This is a genomic window from Microcoleus sp. AT3-D2 (assembly GCF_036705715.1).
GTDB lineage: Bacteria > Cyanobacteriota > Cyanobacteriia > Cyanobacteriales > Microcoleaceae > Microcoleus.
The window spans coordinates 1-2,167 of record NZ_JAUBVE010000175.1 but is presented as its reverse complement, the minus strand read 5'-3'; the positions used below and the strand labels follow the sequence as shown (position 1 = coordinate 2,167).

The following is a 2,167-nucleotide window of genomic DNA, read 5'->3' as shown; positions in this document are numbered from 1 at the left end:
GAAAAATCCGTTGTGAGTTAATCTCTGTTTGGGTGAAAATTGCAATAAGCGCACTTTTTTCAGTATAACCGATAATTTATTAACTTATTTATTTTTCATTCCTTACCGCCAGAATTCCACCTTTTTAGACTGGGTTGATTTTGGGCAACTCATCGCACTTGTACTCGCATCGGCAGGAGTCTTTGTGCTGGCAATGTCCATGTGGCGACAAATCAATCCCTTGAATTTATTTCCCTCCCCAGTTCGCATCAACATTCAAATAGGGACAAAATTATGAGCTTACAACTGAGACTATTCGGCGGCGGTCAGTCCGACGCTGGTAAACTTTCGGCTAGCAACGACGGCAACCACGCGATCGACAAATCTAAAGTATTGGCGCAGACCGACGCGGGTGCGATTAGCCCCACCAACCCCGGCAACTTCGGGTCTATTCGATCGGTTCCAGTTGTACCAGCTTCGAGGTATTTCACCAAGGATGAGGCGGATGCAGTGAAGGATTTAGCCAAAGAAAAAACCGACGGGGCCCGACAATCTAAGCGCGCCTACAAAGCACTGGGGAAAATTGAAGCGGCTGATGCTGTGGTGCATAAAGAACACAGGAAATACGAGGGCGTAGTCGCTGACAAGGAACTCAAGAAAGTTCGATCGAACTCTGGACTTGCCAAAAAGCTTCATGCACTCCGACCAGGATATGCGCGCTTGGGGCTAGGTATTGATAAGGCTGACAGCGATGCCCGCACTCGCATTGACGCCATTAAAGCCAAGTTAACTGGGGGCAACAGCTAATGAAAGCGATGTATCTGGCAAATTACTTCGTTGCCGGATGCGTCGCTTTCTCCCTTCTGGGGTGGATAGCGAGTCTGCATCCAATGGCAATGAAAGCCATTTTATTTTTGTTAGCAGCAATTGCGATTGCTTGGGGTTTGAGTTGGTTGCTTGACTACTCCCTGAGCAAGTGGCTCAAGATTTCAGTGGCTGACTTACAGGCAGTTCTAATCGGCGGTTTGGCGATGCTGCTGATTGGTTTGGGGGTATTTCTATGCAGCTAAAACTGTTTGTGTTGAGCGCGTCCTCTCTTGTGCTGTGGTTGGTTCCACTAGCAGCACTAGACAAAAAGCTAGACACTCACAAAGCGCTGCAAGGGGTAAGCCTGTGTGCTGCAATTGCTTGTGCTGTTACCGCTGGAAATATCGCCCGTCAATTAGCTGACGAGGGAGAAGTTGAGGAGTTGAAACTGAGAGCGATTAAAGCTGATGTAGAAGATGAAATCAGCACGAGCGTCTATGTTTCACAGCAACAAAGACAGCAGGAAGCTGAACTTATCCTGACTTCCCCTGGCGTTGACGTGGAAGCTAGCCGTCAAGCGCTGGAAGCTATATACAGCAGCGACTTACAGGAAACTGCTTCCGCTTCCGACTCTCCTGATTACCCTATATACTTGGAAGTTTGTAAGTCAATGGAAGCGGGTAAGTCTGTAACTTGGATTATTGAGAATGTACTCAAAATGGGAGGGCGCAAATTTGCAGATGGCAAGGTAAAATTAAAGTCAATTTTGCAACAGTTTGAGGGGAAACTCAATGAGTGAATCACTACAACTAGGAAGCTTCCGAGTGATAGGAACTAAAACAGAAATTACAAACACCTTAGCATTTTTAAGAACTAAGGGTTGCGTGTGGAATGGCAAGGAAAAATATTATGCTCAACGGGGTGACGCAAATAAGTTTGCCTATTACCTAAATAACGTAAGAACATCGCTTGTAATAACATCCGCACCCACAGCACCCAATCCCAACGAACCACAACCGAAGCCCTATGACGCGGTGTTGGGTGGCAAGAGGCAATCGAACCAAACTTGAGGTAAAATTCAAGACAAGTAAAACAGTCCTAGCCCCGCAAGGGTGGCCCTAGAAACAAGGGTGCTTTAGGTTATCTGTTAAGACCAAATAGGCAATTGGTGGAGTCCCAGGCTGTGGCGACGCAGCTTAATCTATAGGCGACTCTCGGCCGTTTAGACCGAGAAAAAGCTTTGGAATCAGAAAGAGTAGGCGCAAAATGTTCGGCTTGAGTGGGTTTTTGAAATATCCTTAAGCAACTGTAGTTTAGACTAAAAAATGAGCGCAGCTAAAAGTAGCCACCTTTGAATCTCAGGCAAGCTGTTGCTCAAAAA

At 46.5% G+C, this 2,167-nt stretch carries 4 protein-coding genes; all 4 read left to right on the top strand.

Annotation, left to right across the window (positions count from 1 at the left end):
- The first annotated feature begins 273 nt into the window (after positions 1–273).
- The 4 genes from QUB44_RS30615 to QUB44_RS30600 are packed head-to-tail and all read left to right on the top strand — an operon-like array spanning position 274 to position 1,856.
- On the top strand, positions 274–786 hold the full coding sequence (locus QUB44_RS30615; protein WP_333373648.1) for a hypothetical protein: 513 nt from the start codon (positions 274–276) through the stop codon (positions 784–786).
- A complete protein-coding gene (locus tag QUB44_RS30610; protein WP_333373646.1) occupies positions 786–1,049 on the top strand; it encodes a hypothetical protein in 264 nt (87 codons plus the stop codon). The genes QUB44_RS30615 and QUB44_RS30610 overlap by 1 nt, the downstream gene beginning before the upstream one ends.
- Positions 1,040–1,585 carry a hypothetical protein gene (locus QUB44_RS30605; protein WP_333373643.1) on the top strand — a complete coding sequence of 182 codons (546 nt, stop codon included), beginning with the start codon at positions 1,040–1,042 and terminating at the stop codon, positions 1,583–1,585. The genes QUB44_RS30610 and QUB44_RS30605 overlap by 10 nt, the downstream gene beginning before the upstream one ends.
- A complete protein-coding gene (locus QUB44_RS30600; RefSeq protein WP_333373641.1) occupies positions 1,578–1,856 on the top strand; it encodes a hypothetical protein in 279 nt (92 codons plus the stop codon). Before QUB44_RS30605 ends, QUB44_RS30600 begins: the two co-directional genes overlap by 8 nt.
- Positions 1,857–2,167 lie beyond the last annotated feature (311 nt).